This window comes from Pseudomonas sp. B21-056 (genome assembly GCF_026016325.1).
Classification (GTDB): Bacteria; Pseudomonadota; Gammaproteobacteria; order Pseudomonadales; family Pseudomonadaceae; genus Aquipseudomonas.
In genome coordinates this window covers 6,191,202-6,212,474 of record NZ_CP087203.1, presented here as the reverse complement: position 1 = coordinate 6,212,474, position 21,273 = coordinate 6,191,202, and the positions used below count along the sequence as shown (strand labels likewise).

Here is a 21,273-nt window from a genome sequence, read left to right as displayed (position 1 = left end):
GCTCGCTCCCGCATTGTTTTGAGTGATGCCGGGAGCCGATGACTACCACAGGAGCATGGAAATGCGTTGGGCGACTTATTTCGCCGTGTTGGCGTCTGTCCTGAGCGTCGGCCTGGCCTTGGGCGTGAGCATGCCGCTGGTGTCGCTGCGCCTGGAGGGTTGGGGTTATGGTTCGTTCGCCATTGGCGTGATGGCGGCCATGCCGGCCGTCGGGGTGTTGCTCGGGGCCAAGGTGTCGAGCCGGCTGGCGGCGCGGTTTGGGACGGCGACCTTGATGCGCCTGTGCCTGTGGGGCGGAGCGTTGTCCATCGGGTTGCTGGCGCTGTTGCCCAGTTATCCGGTCTGGCTGGTGCTGCGGCTGGTGATCGGGGTGGTCCTGACCCTGGTGTTCATCCTCGGTGAGAGCTGGATCAATCAACTGGTGGTCGAGCAGTGGCGCGGGCGGCTGGTGGCGCTGTATGGCGCCAGTTATGCCTTGAGCCAGTTGTCCGGCCCGCTGCTGCTCGGTGCCCTGGGAACTGTTCACGACTACGGATTCTGGGTCGGCGTTGGTCTGCTGCTGGTGGCGCCGTTGCTGTTGCTCGGTCGCAGCGGTGCGCCTACCAGCGAAGCCAGTAGCGTCACGTTTGGCGATTTGTGGGCGTTTTGCCGAGGCTTGCCAGCGATTGCCTGGGCTGTCTCGTTGTTTGCGGCTTTCGAGGCGATGATCCTGACGTTGCTGCCGGTTTATTGCCTGCGCCAAGGCTTCAGTGCCGACATTGCGCTGGCGATGGTCAGTACCGTGGTGGTCGGGGATGCCTTGCTGCAACTGCCCATCGGCGCCCTGGCCGATCACTTGTCTCGCCGAACCTTGCTCACGGGCTGCGCGGTGGCGCTGACCTTGTCGAGCCTGGCGGTCCCGTTGCTGATCGATACTGTATTGATCTGGCCGCTGTGGGTGCTGTTCGGTGCCAGCGCGGGTGGCTTGTTCACCTTGTCGCTGATCCTGATCGGTGAGCGCTACCGCGACGATGCGCTGGTGCGGGCCAACGCCCACATTGCCCAGCTGTGGGGGATCGGTTGCTTGATCGGCCCCCTTGCGGCGGGTGCAGGCAGCCAATGGATCAGCGGGCATGCGCTGCCGTTGTTCATGGCGGCGGGGGCGTTCGGGCTGGTGATTCTGTTGCTGCGCCAAGGTGCGTTTGGAGCCTCTCAGCCGGCTTGAAACACCAAATTTTTGTGGCAAAGAGGATTCCTGTGGCGAGGGGATTTATCCCCGCTGGGCTGCGCAGCAGCCCCAAAAACCAGTTACTGCGGGGTGTCAGGTTAATGCAATCAGCTTCATTAGGGCTGCTACGCAGCCCAGCGGGGCGGTGCGACGTTTCGCTAAATCCCCTCGCCACAGGGGCGGGGCAGGGCTACAACATCCGCTCCAACCCCACAGTCGTCGCAAACCAGGCATTGAACCGGCGCCACCAACTGCCTGGCTCGCGGTCCAGGTCATGAAGCTGGCCATTGTCTTCGGTGGTCCAGACCAGCTTTCCATCTTCCAGTCGCGCCTGATAACTCAGGGCCGGTGCCATGCCCTGCAAGGCCAGGTCACGGACCTGCCCAGCGAGTTCAGGGCTGTCCACCAATACGCCGACCTCGGTGTTCCACAACACTGAGCGCGGATCGAAATTGAACGAGCCGATGAACGATTTCTGCCGGTCAAAAATGATCGCCTTGCTGTGCAGGCTCGAGTCCGATTCGCCGTAGGACTTGCTGTAGAACAGGTGAGGACTGCTGCCTCCCGTGTCCCCGGGCTGGCGCCGCAGTTCGAACAGACGCACGCCGTGCTCCAGCAGCGCCTTGCGATAAGGCGCATAACCGCCGTGCACCGCCGGCACGTCGGTGGCTTCCAGGGCGTTGGTCAGCAGGCTTACGGCCACGCCGGCATCGGCGCGGCTGGTCAGGTACACCAACCCGGGCTGGCCAGGCACGAAGTAAGCCGAAATCATGATCAGTTCTTTGCTGACACTCGCCAGTTCAGGGCCCAGTTGCGTGGTCAGCAACAGTTGCGGATCCGGCTCGTCCTTGGACAGCACCTTGCTGGGCGCATCCCACAGCGCCTGGTTCCAGGCCCAGACCAACTCGTTGCGCCAGATATCCAGGCGCGGTTGGGTCCGGTAGGTGGTCAACTGCTGGTACAGCGCATGGTTCTCCTTTTGCGTCTGTTCCAGGGACTTTTGCAGGCGCAGGCGGCTGTTGGCCAAGTCCTTGGCGGTGGGCCGATGGGAGAGGAATTGTTCAATCGGCTTGCTCAGGGCGCTGTTCCAATACTGGTCGAAGCTGTGCCCCAGTTGCTCGGCCACCGGGCCGACGCCGAGCAGGTCGATGTCCGTGAAGTTCAGGTGGGGTTCGGCATCGAAGTATTCATCCCCCAGGTTGCGCCCACCGACGATGGCCATGCTGTTGTCCGCCAGCCATAGCTTGTTGTGCATCCGCCGGTGTTGCAGCGACAGGTTGAACAGGCGGCCGAGGCTGCGGGTCACACCTGTGGCACGCCCCAGGTGCAACGGGTTGAACAGGCGGATCTGGATCTGCGGGTGGGCGCCGAGGGTCGAAATGATCTGTTCCTGGCCATCGCTGGTGGTGTCGTCCAGCAGGATCCGCACGCGCACACCCCGGTCGGCGGCCTTGAGCAGCTCATCCACCAGCATCCGTGTGCTGATGCCGTCGTGAACGATGTAGTACTGCAGATCCAGGCTGCTTTGCGCGTTACGAATCAGTTCGGCCCGGGCAGTAAAGGCATCGGTGCTGTCGGAGAGCAGGCGAAACCCTGAGCGTCCTTCATGCGGTGCAACCTGGGCCTGGACCGAGCGTCCGAACGAGGATTCGGAAGCCGGCAGTGCCTGGGAAGGCTCGCGGGTAATATCAACGCTGGCACAGCCTCCCAGCAGTGAGGCGACAAGCAGTAGCGCAGGCAGGACCGGTTTGGATCTCACGTAGGATCGTTCCGCTGGTTGGCGTTGATTGGCTGTCGGATACTGCTTCCCTGCCTAGAATTCAGACGCCGTCGCCCTGGGTTTCGTTCAACAGCGCGATGGCGGCGGCCCCTACCTTACGCACGGCCTCCTCGATCTGTGCCGTTGGCTTGGCAGCGTAGTTCATCCGCAGGCAGTTGCGGTACTTGCCTGACGCCGAAAAAATGCTGCCGACCGCGACCTGCACACCTTGGTCATGCAGGACCCGGTTGAGCTTCAGCGTATCGAAACCTTCGGGCAGTTCGACCCACAGCATGAAGCTTCCCCGGGGGCGACTGGCGCGGGTGCCTGACGGGAAGTAGCGGCTGACCCAGTCGATCATCACGTCACGATTGCGCTGGTATTGTGTGCGCATCCGCCGCAAATGGGGTTCGAAATGCCCATTCTTGAGGAATTCGGCGATGGCGATCTGCGGTTGCGGCGCGGTGGAGCCGGTGCTGATGTACTTCATGTGCAGCACCCGCTCCAGATACCGGCCCGGTGCGACCCAACCCACGCGCAGGCCCGGCGCCAGTGTCTTGGAGAAAGAGCTGCAGAGCAGGACGCGGCCGTCTTCGTCGAAGGATTTGATCGTGCGGGGTCGTGGGTAGGTGTAGGCCAATTCCCCATACACATCGTCTTCGATGATCGCCACGTCGAAGCGCTGTGCCAGGTTCAACAATGCGCGTTTGTTTGCTTCCGGCATGATGTAGCCCAGCGGATTGTTGCAGCTGGGCGTCAACTGTATGGCCTTGATCGGCCATTGCTCCAAGGCCAGTTCCAACGCCTCCAGGCTGATGCCGGTGAGCGGGTCGGTGGGGATTTCCATGGCCTTCATGCCCAGGCCCTTGAGGGTTTGCATGGCGCCATGGAAGCTGGGTGAGTCCACCGCGACGATGTCGCCTTGTTCGCAGGTGGCGCGAATGCTGACCGACAGCGCTTCGTGGCAGCCGGTGGTGACAATCAGGTCGTTGGCCCCCAACTGACAACCCGAATCCAGCAGCAGGCGGGCAATCTGTTCGCGTAACGCGAGGTTGCCATAGATGTTGTCGTAATACAGACCGGGCATGTCCTGCCGACGGCTGATCTGCGCCAGGCTGCGCAGCAGCGGTTTCATGGTCGGCGAGTGGATGTCCGGCATGCCTCGCCCCAGTTGCACCACATCCTTGCGCGGTACGGCGCGTATCAGCTCCAGCACCTGGTCCCATTGTGAAATATCCACTGGCCGCTGGGCTGGACGGCCTATTGCCGGCAGGTCCGGCAGTTCGCGGCTGACCGGGACGAAATAGCCGGATTTTGGCTTCGGCATCGCCAATCCGCTGTCCTCCAGCACGCGATAGGCCTGCTGCACCGTACTCAGGCTGACGCCATGCTCCGTACTCAATGCCCGCACCGACGGCAGCCGGTCGCCGGGGCGATAGAAACCCTGTTCGATGCGGGTGCCGAGCAATTCGGCGAGGTTCACGTAGAGGGTCATGGCGTGCTCTCGATGGGTTGGACAGCAGGTAACCAATACAGATGGCTGGTAAAAACAGCATTCAGTGGCAAAAAGACCTTATCTGTATGCAAATAAAATACAGATGTTGAATCTGTATCGATTTTAGCCGTCCGCGCATCATGAAACCTCTGGCTACCCAAGTAAACAGGAGCGGTGAAAAATGAACGGCTTGAGCGATGTGCGGCTGACGTTACACAGTCAGGAACTGGAGGCAGGGCAGGAGAAAGAGCTTCGAGGCGCAAGGTTTCGAAATGCCCCGACCTGCCTGAGTCGCTGGGACCTGTTCTGGCATCGTCTGCATACACGCAAAGTCCTGTTGGAGCTGACACCCGAACAGTTGCGTGATATCGGGATGAGTCGGCAACAAGCGCGGGAGGAGGGCCTCAAGCCGTTCTGGCGCAGCTGATGAAGAAACCCTGTGGCGAGGGCGCATGTTTGCGCTGGACCGTAGGAGCTGTCGAGTGCAACGAGGCTGCGATCTTTCCCCTGCCCATTGAGGCTCAAGGCGAAAGATCAAAATCAAAAGATCGCAGCCTTCGGCAGCTCCTACAGAGGGATCAGACCAGCTCTTTCAACCTGTGCCACAACATCCCCAACGCCAGCAGCGGCGAGCGCAAGTGTTTGCCACCGGGGAAGGTGATGTGCGGAACCCGGGCGAACAGATCGAACCCGCCGCCTTGCTGTCCGCTGATGGCTTCGGCCAGCAGCTTGCCAGCCAGGTGCGTGGCGTTCACGCCATGGCCGGAGTAGGCCTGGGCGAAGTACACGTTGGGCTGGTCCTTGAGCCGGCCGATCTGCGGCAGGCGGTTGGCGCCGATGCCGATCATCCCGCCCCATTGATAGTCGATCTGCACCTCTGCCAACTGCGGGAAGACCTTGAGCATTTTCGGACGCATATAAGCGGCGATGTCCTGCGGGTCGCGGCCCGAATAATGACAGGCCCCACCGAACAGCAAGCGTCGATCCGCCGAAAGCCGGTAGTAGTCCAGCGCCACCCGCTGGTCGCAGACCGCCATGTTCTGTGGCAACAACGCCTGGGCTTGGGCCTGGCTCAAGGGTTCAGTGGCGATGATGTAGCTGCCGGCCGGCAGCACCTTGCCGCTCAATTCCTTGTTGAGGCCGTTGAGATAGGCATTGCAACCCAGTACCAGGGTCTTGGCGCGAACCGAGCCGTGTGGGGTGTGCACCTTCACTTCAGGACCGTAGTCGATCCGCGTGACCGCCGATTGCTCGAACAGCCTGACTCCCAGTCGCTGTGCTGCGTCAGCTTCGCCCAGGGCCAGGTTCAATGGATGCAGATGGCCGGAGCCCATGTCGATCAGGCCGCCGACATACCGATCCGAGCCCACCACGCTGTGCATCTCATGGGCTTGCAGCAGGCGGGTCGGGTGACGATAGCCGAGGCTGCGCAGTTCCTCGGCGTCCTCGGCGAAGCCTTCCAGGTCGGCGGGTTTGTTGGCGAGGTCGCAATAGCCCCAGGTGAGGTCGCAGGCAATCTGAAAACGCTCGACCCGCTGTCGGACGATTTCCACCGCCTCAAGGCCCATGAGTTTCATCTGACGGACGCCCTCGGCACCGATGGCCGGGGCGAACTGATCCAGGCCATGACCGACGCCGCGGATCAACTGGCCGCCGTTACGTCCACTGGCACCCCAGCCGATCCTGTGCGCCTCCAGCAACACGACGCTCATGCCGCGCTCGGCCAGTTCGATGGCCGTGTTCAGCCCCGAGAACCCGCCGCCGACCACGCAGACATCCGCCAGCAGCTCGCCTTGCAGCAGCGGATGGTCCGGTTGCGGCAGGCTGCTGGCGGCGTAGTAGGAGGCGGCGTGCGCGTGGCTCGGGACAGGTTGCTGAACACGGGCGTTCATGTGCGTAATCCTGATTGTTGTGTTTGAGAAATTTTACAGAGCATAAGCCGTGGATTCCTCCGCGGGCAACAGTGGTCGGTTGGCGCTGTCTGGTACAAGGCTTTTCGGGCAGAATTCGGATCAGTCCCGACCAGGTAACCGCCTCGATGAGCTGCAACAGTCAAAAAATCCGCACGCTGCGCCAGCAGATTCCCTCGTTCGAGTGCGTCCCGGGTTGCCATGACTGCTGCGGGCCGGTGACCACGTCACCGGAGGAGATGGCCCGGCTGCCGCGCAAGAGCCGCGCCGAGCAGGATGCCGCCCTGGAAGCACTCGATTGCGTGCACCTGGGGCCGAACGGTTGCACCGTGTATGACGAGCGACCGCTGATCTGCCGCTTGTTCGGCACCACGGCAACCTTGCCATGCCCCAACGGGCGGCGTCCGGTGGAGTTGATCCATCCGCGGGTCGAGCAGCAGATTCATGAGTACATGGCTGCCAATCGGCAGGTGTTGGTCTAGCGAGATCGTTCCCACGCTCTGCGTCACTAGTGTCCGGTAAAAACTGAAGGGGGAGCTTGCTCCCCCTTGCTGTACCTGCCTTTGAGCGATACTCGGCTTTTTCAGACTCGATTCCGGCTATGTTCAGCAGCACTCGCTTTTCACAAATGCTCCAAGCACTCCCTCATCAGTTGTTCAAAAATGCAGTCAAACGCTGTGGCGCTGATCGTTATGCCAAGCAATTCAGCTCTTGGGATCTGCTCGTCACGCTGATCTTTGGTCAGATAACACAAGCCAGCAGCCTGCGCGCCTTGGCGACAGCATCGCAATCGCTGGAACCTCACCATTATCATCTCAACGCTCGCAGCATGGTTCGCTCAACGCTTTGTGATGCCTTGAGCAAACGCAGTTCAGAGCCTTTTCGGCTGGCCTGCGAGCACTTGCTGCAGGGCGTTGGCCGCAAGCAGCGCAAGTCCCTGGAAGCGATGGTCACGCTGATCGACTCGACCTCAATCACCTTGCGCGGTCCCGGCTTCGACGACTGGACCGCTGCGACGAAAACCCGCATAACACAAGGCCTGAAGGTGCATGTGGCAATTGATCCACGACAAACAGCACCCACTTACGTGAACATCACTGCCGCCAACGTCAATGACCTGAGTGACGCCCTGACCATGCCGCTTGAAGCAGGCATCACGTACGTTTTCGACAAGGGATACTGCGATTACAACTGGTGGCACCAGATTGATCAGGTGGGGGCGTTCTTCGTCACACGACTCAAAAAAAATGCCAATGTGAATCACGTAGAGGATCTGAACAGAGGGGAAAATGCCGACTTCATAGAGTCGGACGAAGCCGTGCGATTTGGCAAAAAACACCTGAATACACGACGGTTAAATCACTATCACGACCAAACCGTACGTCGGGTCCAGGTTCGTCGAGATGATCACGAAACGCCGCTGATCCTGGTGACTAATGATTTTTCACGCTCAGCTGAAGAAATTGCCGACCTGTACAAGCAGCGCTGGCAGATCGAGTTGTTCTTCAAGTGGATCAAGCAAAAACTCAAGCTCAAACGGTACTTCGGATTCTCTGAAAACGCGGTGCGTCTACAAATCTACAGCGCGCTGATCACATACCTTTTGCTGCTCCTGTATCAACAACGTTCGGCCTGCTCAGACTCGCTTTCAAACTTCACTATCCGGCTGGCTCATAGCTTGTTTGAGCGCCCGCTCAGCGACACACACCGCGGATATCGAAGGCAAGAACGAACAGAGCTGAAGGCTGCCCAGGGTAGCCTTCAGCTATGAAAAGGTTTTACCGGACACTAGTGACGCTCTGCGTGGGAATGCCTCATCGGACGCTCCGCGTTTGGCTGTTCCGGGACGCGGAGCGTCCCTGGCTGCATTCCCACGCAGAGCGTGGGAACGATCTACGCTCCGCGCGGGAACGATCAATCCGGAATCGGCAGATTCAGGCTCTCTTTCACCTCTTCCATCACGATATAGCTCTTGGATTCGCGCACATGGGGCAGCTTGAGCAGGATGTCGCCCAGCAGTTTGCGGTACGAGGCCATCTCGGAAATCCGCGCCTTCACCAGATAGTCGAAATCCCCGGACACCAGGTGACATTCCAGCACGTGAGGCAATTTCAGCACGGCACGTCGGAATTCTTCGAAGGTGTCGCCGGACTTGTAATCGAGGCTGATCTCGACAAATACCAGCAGGCTGCCCTTCAAGTGCTGCGGATTGAGCCGGGCGTTGTAGCCCATGATGATCCCTTCGCGCTCCAGGCGCCGTACCCGCTCGGTACACGGAGTTGTGGAGAGGCCGACCTTTTCCCCCAGTTCGGTGAAGGAGATCCGCCCGTCCGCCTGGAGGATACGCAGGATGTTGCGGTCGATCTTGTCCAGCTCGCGCTTGGTCTGGGTGTTGGTACGCACAGGGGATGCGCCTCCGTGAAAAGGGTTTTTGCCGAGAATTCTCGCCAAATATAGGCAGTTATATAGTGAAAAGCACTGCCTATTCTTTCTTACACTGCGCCCATTACAGTTCTGTACAACAAACGTCAGCGGCTCGCCGCGATGAGGGCGACAACATGCGTGTTCTGGTCTTGGGTAGCGGCGTCATCGGTACCGTCAGTGCTTACTATCTGGCCCGTGCCGGGTTCGAAGTGGTGGTGGTCGACCGTCAGCCGGCGCCTGCCATGGAAACCAGTTTCGCCAACGCCGGCCAGGTGTCGCCGGGTTATGCCTCGCCGTGGGCCGCGCCGGGCGTGCCGCTCAAGGCCATCAAGTGGCTGCTGCAGCGCCACGCACCGCTGGCCATCAAGGCGACCGCCGACATCGACCAGTACCTGTGGATGGCCCAGATGCTGCGCAACTGCACCGCCAGCCGCTACGCCATCAACAAGGAACGCATGGTGCGCCTGTCCGAGTACAGCCGCGACTGCCTCGACGAGCTGCGCGCCGAAACCGGTATTGCCTACGAAGGCCGTAGCCTGGGGACTACACAGTTGTTCCGTACCCAGGCACAGCTCGATGGCGCAGCCAAGGACATCGCCGTGCTGAAAGAGTCCGGTGTCCCGTTCGAAGTGCTCGACCGCGAAGGTATTGCGCGGGTCGAGCCGGCCCTGGCGAATGTCACCGACATCCTGGCCGGTGCGCTGCGTCTGCCCAACGACCAGACCGGCGATTGCCAGATGTTTACCACGCGCCTGGCGGAGATGGCCGTGAAGCTTGGTGTGGAGTTCCGCTTCGGCCAGGACATCCAGCGCCTGGACCAGGCCGGTGACCGCATCAACGGCGTCTGGATCGACGGCAAGCTGGAAACCGCCGACCGCTACGTCCTGGCCCTGGGCAGCTATTCGCCGCAACTGCTCAAGCCCCTCGGCATTCGCGCCCCGGTGTATCCACTCAAGGGCTATTCCCTGACCGTGCCGATCACCAACCCGGCCATGGCGCCGACCTCGACCATTCTCGACGAAACCTACAAGGTCGCGATCACCCGTTTCGATAACCGCATCCGGGTGGGCGGCATGGCGGAAATTGCCGGTTTTGACCTGTCGCTCAATCCGCGTCGCCGTGAAACCCTGGAGATGATCGTCAACGACCTTTATCCTCAGGGCGGCGATCTGGCCCAGGCCGGTTTCTGGACCGGTTTGCGTCCGACCACGCCGGATGGCACGCCGATCGTCGGCGCCACCCCGTTCAAGAATCTGTTCCTGAACACCGGCCATGGCACCCTCGGCTGGACCATGGCTTGCGGTTCCGGTCGCTTGCTGGCGGACCTGATGGCGAAGAAAAAGCCGCAGATCAGCGCCGAAGGTCTCGATATTTCCCGTTATGGCAGCAAACATCAGGAGTCTGCAAAACATGTCAATCCAGCGCCAGCTCACCAATGACCGCATGAGCCAGGTGGTCGTGCACAACGGCACCGTTTACCTGGCCGGGCAAGTCGGCGACGACATGAGCGCAGGTATCGAGCAGCAGACCCGCGAAACCCTGGCCAGCATCGAGCGGTTGCTGGACCTGGCCGGGACCGACAAGAACCGCCTGCTGTCGGTAACCGTCTACCTGAAAGACATCGAGGCCGACTTTGCCGGCATGAACGCGGTCTGGGACAAATGGCTGCCCAAGGGCGTCGCGCCGGCCCGTGCCACCGTACAGGCCAGGTTGTGCGAGCCGGAAATCCTGGTGGAGCTGTCTGTCGTGGCCGCGCTGCCTTAACGCTGTCGAAACGATCCCTCTCCCGGCGCTGTTGGTGGTTCACGCCATCAGCCGGCGCCGGTTTTTTCATGTCTGCCTAGAAGCCTGCCGTCATGCGTCCTGCCCGTGCCCTTATCGATCTTCAAGCCCTGCGCCACAATTACCAATTGGCTCGCGACGTCACGGGGGCCAAGGCCCTTGCGGTGATCAAGGCCGATGCCTACGGGCATGGCGCGGTACGTTGTGCCGAGGCGTTGCAGGACACCGCGGACGGGTTTGCCGTGGCTTGCATCGAAGAGGCCCTGGAGCTGCGAGCCGGCGGTATTCGTGCGCCGGTGTTGCTGCTGGAAGGTTTTTTCGAAGCCGATGAGCTGTCGTTGATCGTCGAGCACGATTTCTGGTGCGTCGTGCATTCGTTGTGGCAGCTCGAAGCAATTGAAAAGGCGCCGTTGAGCAAGCCGCTCACGATCTGGCTCAAGCTCGACTCGGGGATGCACCGGGTTGGCCTGCATCCGCAGGACTATCAAGGCGCCTATCGTCGACTGCTGGCCAGTGGCAAAGTCGCGAAAGTCGTGTTGATGAGCCACTTTGCCCGCGCCGATGAGCTGCACGACTCTTCCAGTACCCGGCAACTGGAGGTGTTCGAAGCCGCCCGCCAGGGGTTGGTGGCCGAGACCAGTCTGCGCAACTCCCCGGCGGTATTGGGCTGGCCACAGATGCCGAGCGACTGGGTCCGACCGGGCATCATGCTGTATGGCGCGACGCCGTTCGATGAAGCCAACGCCACCGCCGCGCGCCTGCAGCCGGTAATGACCCTGGAATCGAAGATCATCTGCGTGCGTGAACTGCCCGCCGGCGAGCCGGTGGGGTACGGCGCCCATTTCATGACCACGCAGCCGACCCGGGTTGGAGTGGTCGCCATGGGCTATGCCGACGGCTACCCGCGCCAGGCCCCGAGCGGTACGCCGGTGCTGGTGGACGGCCAGCGCAGCCAATTGGTCGGGCGTGTGTCGATGGACATGCTGTGCGTCGACCTGACGAACATCCCCCAGGCCGGACTTGGTTCGACCGTGGAGTTATGGGGCAAGCATGTGCTTGCCAGCGATGTGGCGAAGGCCGCCGGCACTATTCCCTATCAGATTTTCTGTAACCTGCGGCGGGTGCCACGGCTCTATTCCGCGGGCTGACGCACAACGGGATCGACCGAAGGTCGCTTCACCGCACAGGATTCGGGTCAAGGTGTTGTAAATACTGAACGCTGTCGCCATGATAACGCTCACTTTCCACACAACCTGATCCCCTGGAGGTTCCAGCATTGGACGTCGGTGAACGACTGCAAGCCATTCGTAAACTCAAAGGCCTTTCCCAGCGTGAACTCGCCAAGCGTGCGGGCGTCACCAACAGCACCATTTCGATGATCGAGAAAAACAGCGTCAGCCCCTCGATCAGCTCGCTGCGCAAGGTCCTTGGCGGCATCCCCATGTCCATGGTCGAATTTTTCTCCGAGGAAATCCTCCAGGAGAAGCCGACCCAGATCGTCTATAAAGCCAACGAACTGATCGATATCTCCGACGGCGCCGTGACCATGAAGCTGGTGGGCAGGGCACACCCGAGCCGGGCGATCGCCTTTCTGAACGAAATCTACCCGCCTGGCGCCGATACCGGTGACGAGATGCTCACCCATGAAGGCGAGGAAACCGGGATTCTGGTGGAAGGGCGTTTGGAGCTGGTGGTCGGTGCCGAGACATTCGTGCTTGAAGCGGGCGACAGCTACTATTTCGAAAGCACCAAGCCACACCGTTTCCGTAATCCGTTCGACGCGCCGGCGCGACTGATCAGCGCAGCCACACCGGCCAATTTCTAAGGAAGGAGGCGCCGGGCCCATGAGGCAAGGCGCCGAACAAGCGGGCTGGCATGCCGGGACAAGACCCTTGCGACTTTAGGGTTGTTTCAGTGTGACAGGCTTACCGCTATACTTGCGCCCGCCTGCAACCGTGGCCGCAGGCGTGACTAGCCACCATGAGGGTGTACGCGTGAACCTAATTATGAAAATGCTGGCTGCACCAGCAACCGTATTGGCCCTTTGGGCAGTCAGTGCCCAAGCGGCGACCAACGACGAAATCGCCAAGCGCCTCGAGCCGGTCGGCCAGGTTTGCGTGGCGGGGAAGGAATGCAAGGGCATGGAAGTGGCTGTTGCGGCGGGCGGCGGTGCTAAGAAAACACCCGATGACGTGATTGCAAAACACTGTAACGCTTGCCATGGCACCGGCCTGCTGGGCGCTCCAAAAATAGGTGATACAGCAGCCTGGAAAGAGCGCGCTGACCATCAAGGCGGTTTGGATGGCATCCTTGCGAAAGCCATTACCGGTATCAATTCCATGCCGCCTAAAGGCACCTGTGCCGATTGCTCGGATGACGAACTCAAAGGCGCCATCCAGAAGATGTCCGGCCTGAAATAAAGCCAGCATCCGTCGAAAGAGCCGCTTACGAGCGGCTTTTTTGCGTCTGGGGAACGATCGGCAGGGCTGTTCATCGCAACCAAGACCCGGCAAGCTCGGTCCAACCCACATTCACGGAATGACCCGGAGGGTAGGATGGTGCAGTTGTGTTCAATCGAGCAGGCGGTGGATGACGTTCTGGAACGCCTGCCGGCGCATATTCACCTCGGCATGCCCCTGGGGTTGGGCAAGCCCAACCTGTTCGCCAACGCGCTGTACCGGCGCATCGCCCAATTGCCCGAACGACAACTGACCATCTACACGGCCCTGAGTCTGGGCCGGCCGAACCTGGGCGATGGTTTGCAGAGGCGCTTTCTCGAGCCCTTCGTCGAACGCGTCTTCGGTGACTATCCCGAACTCGATTACCTGGCCGACCTGCAGCGGGACAGCCTGCCTTCCAACATCCGCGTCGAGCAGTTCTTCATGCAACCCGGCAGCCTGCTGCACAGCGCATCGGCCCAACAGAACTACGTCAGCAGCAACTACAGCCATGCCGCCCGGGACATCAATGCCGCCGGCTTGAACCTGATCGCGCAACTGGTGGCGAGCGATCCGCAGTATCCGGATCGCCTGAGCCTGAGTTGCAACCCCGACATCACCCTCGACCTGCTGCCGATGATCGAGAAGCGCCGGGCCGCGGGGGAAACCATCCTCATGGTCGGCCAGGTCCATAGCGACCTGCCCTACATGCCGGGGGACGCGGAAATCGGCATCGACGGTTTCGACCTGTTGATCGACGAGAAGGACAGCCACACGCTGTTCTCCACGCCGAACATGCCGGTGGGGTTCCAGGACCATTTCATTGGCCTGCACGCCAGCAGCCTGGTGCGTGACGGCGGCACGCTGCAGATCGGTATTGGTTCCATGGGCGATGCATTGACGGCGGCGCTGCTGGCGCGTCAGGCCGATAACGCCGGGTACCAGGCGTTACTGGCGGACCTGAACCTCAGCCAGTGGGCCCAATTGATCGAGCGCGAGGGAGGACTCGAGCCGTTCGCCAAGGGGTTGTACGGTTGCAGTGAAATGTTCGTCAACGGGTTACTGGCGCTGGCGGAGGCCGGGATCATCCGGCGTAAGGTCTATCCCGATGAGTCGACCCAGGAGCAGGCCAACGCGGGTACGCTCGACGAGGCGGCCCAGCCCGACGGCATCTGTGTCCATGGCGGCTTCTTCCTCGGCCCGCACAGTTTTTACCAGCGCTTGCACGAGTTGCCCCAGGACCGACGGCTCGAATTCAACATGACCCGCATCAGCTACATCAACGAGTTGTATGGCCAGGAGCGCCTCAAGCGTTTGCAGCGTCTCGATGCCCGCTTTATCAACACGGTGTTCACCATGACGCTGCTGGGCGCCGGGGTGGCCGATCAGTTGGAAGACGGACGGGTGCTCAGCGGTGTGGGCGGGCAGTACAACTTCGTCGCCCAGGGGCATGCGCTGGAAGGTGCGCGGTCCATTCTGCTCCTGCGCAGTTGGCGGGAGGCCGGGGGCGAGATCAGCTCGAACATTGTCTGGGAGTACGGCCATTGCACCATTCCCAGGCACCTGCGGGACATCGTGGTGACCGAGTACGGCATCGCCGACCTGCGGGGCAAGGCCGATGCCGCGGTGATCGAAGCGTTGCTGAACATCAGCGATTCACGTTTCCAGCCCGGGTTGATCGAGCAGGCGCAGAATGCGGGCAAGTTACCGAAGGATTTCCGCCTCGATCCGCGGTTTGCCGACAACACGTCGCAGCGTTTGCGGGCGATCCAGGCGCGGCATCCGAATCTGTTTCCGGAGTATCCGCTGGGTGCTGATTTCGACGAGGTGGAGCGGGACCTCTTGCGGGCGCTGAACTGGCTCAAGAGCAAGTTCAAGCTCACCGAAATGCTCGAGTTGGGCAAGGCCGCGCTGGATGCACCGGAGCCCTCGTTGTATCCCGAACATCTGGAGCGGATGCAACTGGCGAGCACCGACGGGTTGAAGGAAGATCTGTTCCAGCGTTTGCTGCTGGCGGGGCTCAAGGCCACCGCGCAATAACGGCCAGCCCCAAAACATTGTGGGAGCGAGCCTGCTCGCGATGACGGACTACCTGCCAGCACTTATGTTGGATGTGCAGGCCTCATCGCGAGCAGGCTCGCTCCCACAGGGGGGATTTGTGCGGTTATTCGATAAAGGTGACTATCCCACCCGCCAGCGATTTCACCCGCGCCAGGGACTCGACGCGATAGCCCTGGGCATCCAGTTCCGCGCGGCCACCCTGGAACGACTTCTCGATCACGATCCCCAGCCCGGCCACGGTGGCGCCGGCCTGTTTGATGATGGAAATCAGCGCCTGGGAGGCTTTGCCGTTGGCCAGGAAGTCATCGATGATCAGCACCCGGTCGCTGCTGGTCAGGTGACGGGGGCTGATGGCGACGGTGCTTTCGGTCTTCTTGGTGAACGAATACACGGTCGCCGAGAGCAGGTTTTCCGTCAGGGTCAGGGATTGTTGCTTGCGGGCGAAAATCACCGGCACGCCGAGGTTCAGGCCGGTCATGATGGCCGGGGCGATGCCCGAGGCTTCGATGGTGACGATCTTGGTGATACCCGAGTCCTTGAACAGCGCGGCGAATTCATCGCCGATCTGTTTCATCAACTGCGGATCGATCTGGTGGTTCAGGAACGCGTCGACTTTCAGGACCTGGTCGGAAAGCACGATGCCTTGCTCACGGATTTTCTGGTGCAGGGCTTCCATGAAGCCTCCTTTGATGACGCCTTAAGGGCTCTGAAGTCGGAAAAAAGTAGTCGATTCTAGCGCTTTAGCATGGCTCGTATATCGGCCAAGGCGCTGTTGCCGCGAACGGCCTTCACTTCGGTCGGGGTGTCGTCGTTGCCTTCCCAGGCCAGGTCGTCCGGCGGCAGTTCATCGAGAAAGCGGCTTGGCGCGCAGTCGATCACTTCACCGTATTGCTTGCGCTTGGCGGCAAAGGTAAACGCCAGCGTCTGGCGTGCCCGGGTAATGCCCACGTAGGCCAGGCGCCGTTCTTCTTCGATGGTGTCGGCCTCGATGCTGGAACGGTGCGGCAGGATTTCTTCTTCCATGCCCATGATGAACACGTAGGGGAACTCCAGGCCCTTGGAGGCGTGAAGGGTCATCATCTGCACGCCTTCGGCACCGTCTTCCTCTTCCTGCTGACGCTCGAGCATGTCCCGCAGCACGAGTTTGCCGATGGCGTCCTCGACGGTCATCTCGCCGTCTTCGTCTTTTTCCAGGGTGTTCTTCAAGGCCTCGATCAGGAACCAGACGTTGCCCATGCGGTAGTCGGCGGCCTTGTCGCTGGAACTGTTGGTGCGCAGCCAGTTCTCGTAGTCGATGTCCATGACCATGCTGCGCAGCGCCGCGATCGGATCTTCCCCGGCGCACTGCTCGCGGACCTTGTCCATGAAGCGCTTGAAGCGCGCCAGGCGGTCGGTGAAGCGGCTGTCCAGATGTTCGCCCAGGCCGATTTCGTCAGTGGCGGCGTACATCGAGATCTTGCGTTCGGTGGCGTAGTTGCCGAGTTTTTCCAGGGTGGTCGAGCCGATTTCCCGGCGCGGGACGTTGATCACCCGCAGGAAGGCGTTGTCGTCGTCCGGGTTCACGATCAGCCGGAAATAGGCCATCAGGTCTTTCACTTCCTGGCGGCCGAAGAAGCTGTTGCCGCCGGACAGGCGATAGGGCACCTGGTGATGCTGCAACTTCAGCTCGATCAACTTGGCCTGGTAGTTGCCGCGGTACAGGATCGCAAAGTCGCTGTACGGCCGGTCGGTGCGCAGGTGCAGGCTGAGGATTTCCATGGCCACGCGCTCGGCTTCGGCGTCTTCGTTGCGGCAGCGGATCACGCGGATCTCGTCGCCGTGGCCCATCTCGCTCCACAGCTGTTTCTCGAACTCGTGGGGGTTGTTGGAAATCAGCACGTTGGCGCAGCGCAGGATTCGGCTGGTGGAGCGGTAGTTCTGCTCCAGCATCACCACTTTGAGCGACGGATAGTCTTCCTTTAGCAGCATCAGGTTTTCCGGCCGCGCGCCACGCCAGGCGTAGATCGACTGGTCGTCGTCGCCCACCACCGTGAACTGATTGCGTAAACCGATGAGCAGTTTCACCAGCAGGTACTGGCTGGCGTTGGTGTCCTGGTATTCGTCCACCAGCAGGTAGCGAACTCGGTTCTGCCATTTCTCGAGGATGTCGGCATGTTCCTGGAACAGCTTGACCGGCAGCAGGATCAGGTCGTCGAAGTCCACCGCATTGAACGCCTTGAGCGTGCGCTGGTAGTGGGTGTAGACGATGGCGGCCGTCTGCTCCTTGGGGTTGCGGGCGTTTTCCAGGGCTTCGGCGGGCAGCACCAGGTCGTTTTTCCAGGCGCCGATCATGTTCTTGATCTCGTCGACGCCGTCGTCGCCCGCGTACTCCTTCTGCATGATGTCGGTCATCAGGGCCTTGACGTCGGTCTCATCGAAGATCGAGAAGCCCGGCTTGTAGCCCAGCCGCACGTGTTCCTTGCGGATGATGTTCAGGCCCAGGTTGTGGAAGGTGCAGACCGTCAGGCCGCGGCCTTCGCCGGCGCGCAGCAGGCCGCCGACCCGTTCTTTCATTTCCCGGGCGGCTTTGTTGGTAAAGGTCATGGCGACGATGTACTGGGCGCGGATGCCACAGTTCTGGATCAGGTGCGCGATCTTGCGGGTGATCACGCTGGTCTTGCCAGAGCCTGCACCGGCGAGCACCAAAAGAGGGCCGCCGACATAGTTCACGGCTTCTTGCTGCCGGGGATTGAGTCGGGACATGACAGGGTCAGGGAGTCGTTTGCGAAAATGGGCCGGCATTTTAACAGGCTCAGAGAATTGTGCTGCTCTGTCCGACTTGTGACGCGCAGGCGCGTTTCGCTGCTTGATCCCGGGATTTGGGGCGGATTGACGCTGATGTTCGGCCTGGAATGAAAAAAGATTCGCCAGAAGCCAGTATTTGAGAACTATTAGCACTGGTCATTGTCCGGCGGCAGGTCATAATGCCCAGCGCCTACCCCCATGCAGAGTCTACGGAGTCAGCTTGTCCACGCCTGTCGAACCCTTGCGTTTGCTGTTATTGGCCGAAGAGCCTGAGTGGTCAGCGATATTGCGCGAGTGCCTGGCGCCCATGGCGGGCTCGGTCGTGTTGATCAATGCCCCGACCTGGGAGTCGGTCAGCAGTCTGTTCGAAGACAGCCGCAACGCGGTACTGCTGACGGTCGCGGCCTTGCAACCGGCGCCCGGTCGCTGCCATCTGCCGACCATCCTGCTGCTTGAACACGAGCCCGCGACGCCACCCGATGGCGCCAGCGACTGGTTGGTGCGTGACCTGCTCGATGGCGCGACCCTGCGCCGTTGCCTGCGCCATGTGCGAGAGCGCGGCGTACTGGAAAACACCTTGCAACGCCTTGCCGAACAGGACCCGTTGACCGGCATTGCCAACCGCCAGGGGTTCCAGACCCTGCTGGCGGCGCGCCTGGCTGAAAGCGAAGGCCGTGGCCTGGCACTCGGTCACCTGGACCTGGACAACTTCCGCCACGCCAACGACGCCCTCGGTCATCAGGCCGGTGATCGCTTGATCCTGCAGGTGGTGTCGCGCCTGAAGGGTGCGCTCGAGGCCGGCGATCAACTGGCGCGATTGGGCAGCGACGAGTTCGCCCTGTTGATCGACACCCGCCGGGCACCTCAACGGGCCGAATGGATGGCCGAGCGCATCACCCAAGCCATGGCCGAACCCTATTGGGTGGACGGCGAAAGCCTGTTGATCGGCTGCAGCCTGGGCATCGCCCACGCCCGGGCCCAGGCCGGAGCCGATCCGCTGATGTGGCACGCCCACATCGCCATGCAACAAGCCAAGAGCACCCAGGGCTGCACTTTTCATGTGTTCAACGAGCGCATCAACCGCAACGCCCGCAGCCTCGCCGACCTGGAAAGCGAACTGCGCCGGGCGCTGCGTCGCGACGAACTGGAGCTGCACTACCAGCCCCGATTGGACCTCGAGGGCGGCCATATCGTCGGCCTCGAAGCCCTGGTGCGCTGGCGTCACGGCGAGCGCGGGCTGCTGCCACCGAGTGAATTCGTGCCGCTGGCCGAGCAGAGCGGCCTGATCGTCCCACTGGGCTACTGGGTGATTTCCCGTGCGCTGCGGGACATGCAGGCCCTGCGCGAGCGAGGGCTGGCGCCGCTGCACATGGCGGTCAACCTGTCGTTCCGGCAGTTCCAGGACAGTCAATTGCTATCGACCTTGAGCCGGTTGATTGCCGAGCGGGGCGTTGAAGCCCAGTGGCTGGAATTCGAACTCACCGAAACCGCGGTCATGCGCCGCAGCGAGCTGGTCAAGCAGACCATGGATGCCCTCGGTCGCCTCGGGGTGCGTTTCTCCCTGGACGACTTCGGCACTGGATTTTCCTCGTTCGTGCACCTCAACAGCCTGCCCATCGCCTTGCTCAAGATCGACAAGAGCTTCGTCGGCGGCATGGAGCAGCGCGAAGAGAACCGCAAGCTGGTGCACGCGATGATCAACCTGGCCCACAACCTCAACCTGGAGGTGGTGGCCGAAGGTGTGGAAACCCGGGAGCAACTGGACCTGCTGCGCGGTTTCGGTTGCGATCAGGTGCAGGGCTTCCTGATCAGCAAGCCGTTGCCGTTGCCTGAGCTGGTGGAATACCTGACGTTCGACAACAAGTCGACGGAAGTCACCGCCTGACACAAAACCTGATGGCTGACACAACCCCCTGTGGGAGCGAGCCTGCTCGCGATGGCGGTCGATCAGTCGAGATCGATGTATCAGACACATCGCTATCGCGAGCAGGCTCGCTCCCACACGGGATGTTCATTCAGTCTGGACGATCTCGAAACCCTGTTGTTCCGACCCACCCCTGATCATCCGCTTCATTTTCCCTTCAAACGCCAGCGTCAGGCTCACTGCCGCGCAGGCCAGTCCCAGGGCCAGGCCCCACCAGACACCCGTCGGTCCCCAGTTCAGGTGGAATGCCATCCACCAAGCCGCCGGTGCGCCGATCAACCAGTAACACCCCAGGCCCACCAGGAAGGTGGTCTTGGCGTCCTTGAGCCCGCGGATGCAGCCCATGGCGATGGTCTGCGTACCGTCGAACAGTTCGAACCACGCCGCCACGGCCAACAGGCTCACCGCCAGCTCGATCACCGGGCGGAACGCCGGGTCGTTGTGGTCCAGGAACAAACCGATCAACTGATTCGGCAACAGCCAGAACACCATGGCGAAGGCCAGCATCACTGCGGCGCCGAAGCCAATACCGACCCGTCCGGCCAGTCGCGCCATCAGCAGTTGCCCGGCGCCATAGTGCTGGCCGATGCGCATGGTGATTGCGTACGACATGCCTGCCGGGACCATGAACGCCACTGAAACGATCTGCAGGGCGATCTGATGGGCCGCCAGCGGCGTGCTGCCCATGGTGCCCATGCACAGCGCGGCGAACGCGAACAGCCCGACTTCTACGGCATAGGTACCGCCAATCGGCAGGCCCAGGCGCCACAGCTCCTTGAGGTACTGGCGATTCGGCCGCAACAGCCCCTCAAGCAACGGGTACGCCCGGTATGCCGGATGCCGGCGAATGTGCCAGGCCAGCGCCAGGGCCATGCAACTGGCAACGATGGCGGTGACCATGCCAATACCCGTCAGACCCAGTTTCGGCAGCCCGAACATACCGGTGATGAGTGCGTAATTGAGCAGAAAGTTGGCCACCGTGCCGCCGAGGCTGATCACCATGACCGGCGTGGCCCGGCCGATGGCGCTGGTAAAGCCGCGCAGGGCCATGAAGCTCAGGTAGCCGGGCAGGGCAAACGGCAGCGCCACCAGGAATTGTCCGGCGGAGAGCACGTTGGTTTCGGTCTGGCCGAACATCAGCAGCACCGGCTTGAGGTTCCACAGCAGTAGTCCGGCGACCAGTGCCATCAGCCAGGCCAGCCACAACCCGGCCTGGGTCAAGCGGGTGGCACCCTCGATGTCGCCGGCACCGTGACGGATCGCCACCAGCGTGCCCACCGCCGCGATCACGCCGATGCAGAAGATCGACACGAACGAATAACTCGCCGCGCCCAGTCCACCGCCGGCCAGGGCTTCGGGGCTCAGGCGCGCCATCATCAAGGTGTCGGTGAGGACCATCAACATGTGCGCCAACTGCGAGGCAATCAACGGCCCCGCCAGCCGCAGGATGGCCCGCAGTTCAGTACGCACAGGATGCTGCATGATCATC

Annotated in this window: 18 protein-coding genes; 11 read left to right on the top strand and 7 right to left on the bottom strand. The window is 61.5% G+C overall.

The window, feature by feature from the left end; genetic code table 11:
• The first annotated feature begins 61 nt into the window (after positions 1–61).
• Complete coding sequence (locus tag LOY67_RS27305) at positions 62–1,204, top strand: MFS transporter (protein ID WP_265065231.1); 1,143 nt, start codon at positions 62–64, stop codon at positions 1,202–1,204.
• Positions 1,205–1,397: 193 nt separating this feature from the next.
• Here the strand turns inward: LOY67_RS27305 and LOY67_RS27300 are convergent, their stop codons facing one another.
• Both LOY67_RS27300 and LOY67_RS27295 read right to left on the bottom strand, forming a co-directional pair.
• The gene (locus LOY67_RS27300) at positions 1,398–2,966 is read right to left on the bottom strand and encodes a phospholipase D family protein (protein WP_265065230.1); all 1,569 of its coding nucleotides are present in this window, start codon (positions 2,964–2,966) and stop codon (positions 1,398–1,400) included.
• Between the two features lie 61 nt (positions 2,967–3,027).
• The gene (locus tag LOY67_RS27295; protein WP_265065229.1) at positions 3,028–4,461 is read right to left on the bottom strand and encodes a PLP-dependent aminotransferase family protein; all 1,434 of its coding nucleotides are present in this window, start codon (positions 4,459–4,461) and stop codon (positions 3,028–3,030) included.
• 181 nt (positions 4,462–4,642) lie between these two features.
• Here LOY67_RS27295 and LOY67_RS27290 point away from each other — a divergent pair, with 181 nt between their 5' ends.
• On the top strand, positions 4,643–4,888 hold the full coding sequence (locus LOY67_RS27290) for a DUF1127 domain-containing protein (protein WP_265065228.1): 246 nt from the start codon (positions 4,643–4,645) through the stop codon (positions 4,886–4,888).
• A 151-nt stretch (positions 4,889–5,039) separates the two neighbouring features.
• On the opposite strand, the gene LOY67_RS27285 is transcribed toward LOY67_RS27290, so the two are convergent.
• Positions 5,040–6,353 carry an NAD(P)/FAD-dependent oxidoreductase gene (locus LOY67_RS27285; protein ID WP_265065227.1) on the bottom strand — a complete coding sequence of 438 codons (1,314 nt, stop codon included), beginning with the start codon at positions 6,351–6,353 and terminating at the stop codon, positions 5,040–5,042.
• A 146-nt stretch (positions 6,354–6,499) separates the two neighbouring features.
• Here LOY67_RS27285 and LOY67_RS27280 point away from each other — a divergent pair, with 146 nt between their 5' ends.
• On the top strand, positions 6,500–6,853 hold the full coding sequence (locus LOY67_RS27280) for a YkgJ family cysteine cluster protein (RefSeq protein WP_265065226.1): 354 nt from the start codon (positions 6,500–6,502) through the stop codon (positions 6,851–6,853).
• A gap of 119 nt (positions 6,854–6,972) precedes the next feature.
• Positions 6,973–8,142, top strand: a complete 1,170-nt coding sequence (locus LOY67_RS27275; RefSeq protein ID WP_265064268.1) for an IS4 family transposase — start codon at positions 6,973–6,975, stop codon at positions 8,140–8,142.
• A gap of 143 nt (positions 8,143–8,285) precedes the next feature.
• On the opposite strand, the gene LOY67_RS27270 is transcribed toward LOY67_RS27275, so the two are convergent.
• A complete protein-coding gene (locus LOY67_RS27270; RefSeq protein ID WP_003206849.1) occupies positions 8,286–8,774 on the bottom strand; it encodes an Lrp/AsnC ligand binding domain-containing protein in 489 nt (162 codons plus the stop codon).
• A gap of 155 nt (positions 8,775–8,929) precedes the next feature.
• On the opposite strand from LOY67_RS27270, the gene dadA reads away from it, so the two are divergent.
• The 6 genes from dadA (at position 8,930) to LOY67_RS27240 (ending at position 15,055) form a co-directional block, all read left to right on the top strand.
• Positions 8,930–10,234: a D-amino acid dehydrogenase gene (gene dadA / locus LOY67_RS27265; protein ID WP_265065225.1), complete on the top strand. Its 1,305-nt coding sequence runs from the start codon at positions 8,930–8,932 to the stop codon at positions 10,232–10,234.
• Positions 10,206–10,559 (top strand): RidA family protein, encoded by a 354-nt coding sequence (locus LOY67_RS27260; protein ID WP_265065224.1) that lies wholly within the window; start codon positions 10,206–10,208, stop codon positions 10,557–10,559. Before dadA ends, LOY67_RS27260 begins: the two co-directional genes overlap by 29 nt.
• A 92-nt stretch (positions 10,560–10,651) precedes the next feature.
• A complete protein-coding gene (gene alr, locus LOY67_RS27255) occupies positions 10,652–11,725 on the top strand; it encodes an alanine racemase (RefSeq protein ID WP_265065223.1) in 1,074 nt (357 codons plus the stop codon).
• Positions 11,726–11,853: 128 nt separating this feature from the next.
• A complete protein-coding gene (locus LOY67_RS27250; RefSeq protein WP_265065222.1) occupies positions 11,854–12,402 on the top strand; it encodes a cupin domain-containing protein in 549 nt (182 codons plus the stop codon).
• A 181-nt stretch (positions 12,403–12,583) separates the two neighbouring features.
• Positions 12,584–12,997, top strand: coding sequence for a c-type cytochrome (locus tag LOY67_RS27245; protein ID WP_265065221.1), 414 nt, complete (start codon positions 12,584–12,586; stop codon positions 12,995–12,997).
• A 135-nt stretch (positions 12,998–13,132) separates the two neighbouring features.
• The gene (locus LOY67_RS27240; protein ID WP_265065220.1) at positions 13,133–15,055 is read left to right on the top strand and encodes an acetyl-CoA hydrolase/transferase C-terminal domain-containing protein; all 1,923 of its coding nucleotides are present in this window, start codon (positions 13,133–13,135) and stop codon (positions 15,053–15,055) included.
• Positions 15,056–15,179: 124 nt separating this feature from the next.
• Here the strand turns inward: LOY67_RS27240 and LOY67_RS27235 are convergent, their stop codons facing one another.
• Together LOY67_RS27235 and rep are read right to left on the bottom strand one after the other, a co-directional pair.
• Positions 15,180–15,752 carry a xanthine phosphoribosyltransferase gene (locus LOY67_RS27235; protein WP_265065219.1) on the bottom strand — a complete coding sequence of 191 codons (573 nt, stop codon included), beginning with the start codon at positions 15,750–15,752 and terminating at the stop codon, positions 15,180–15,182.
• Between the two features lie 56 nt (positions 15,753–15,808).
• A complete protein-coding gene (gene rep / locus LOY67_RS27230) occupies positions 15,809–17,818 on the bottom strand; it encodes a DNA helicase Rep (protein WP_265065218.1) in 2,010 nt (669 codons plus the stop codon).
• 262 nt (positions 17,819–18,080) lie between these two features.
• Between rep and LOY67_RS27225 the strand changes: the two genes are divergently transcribed.
• On the top strand, positions 18,081–19,745 hold the full coding sequence (locus tag LOY67_RS27225) for a putative bifunctional diguanylate cyclase/phosphodiesterase (RefSeq protein ID WP_265065217.1): 1,665 nt from the start codon (positions 18,081–18,083) through the stop codon (positions 19,743–19,745).
• A 126-nt stretch (positions 19,746–19,871) separates the two neighbouring features.
• On the opposite strand, the gene LOY67_RS27220 is transcribed toward LOY67_RS27225, so the two are convergent.
• Entirely contained in the window at positions 19,872–21,272 is a 1,401-nt protein-coding gene (locus LOY67_RS27220; RefSeq protein WP_265065216.1) for a NorM family multidrug efflux MATE transporter, read from the bottom strand.
• Position 21,273: the final 1 nt, after the last annotated feature.